We start from the raw sequence: 255 nt of genomic DNA on the forward strand, positions 1-255 counted from the left end.
TGCGCCTGGGCGCCGTGACCGGCGTCGGCCACGCACGCCTCATCTTCGAACGCTTCGGCAAGTTCTGGGGCGCCTTCAGCGTCATCGATCTTTTCCTGCTCAATGCGCTCACGATCGTCACCGAGTTTATCGGCATTACGTTTGCGCTCGACTTTCTCGGCGTCTCGAAGGTTCTCGGTGTCTGCATCGCCGCGGTACTGACGATGGCGGCGGTCAGTACGGGCGACTTCCGGCGCTTCGAACGCTTCGCGATCG

The 255-nt window shown here is 62.4% G+C and carries 1 protein-coding gene; it reads left to right on the forward strand.

Annotated features, from left to right (window positions below):
• Nucleotides 1-255 (forward strand): divalent metal cation transporter (locus AB3X99_RS41045; RefSeq protein WP_368662081.1); only part of this gene is annotated, 255 nt, incomplete at both ends.

Origin of the sequence: Paraburkholderia sp. BR10882 (genome assembly GCF_040948855.1) — a bacterium.
Taxonomy (GTDB): domain Bacteria; phylum Pseudomonadota; class Gammaproteobacteria; order Burkholderiales; family Burkholderiaceae; genus Paraburkholderia; species Paraburkholderia nodosa_A.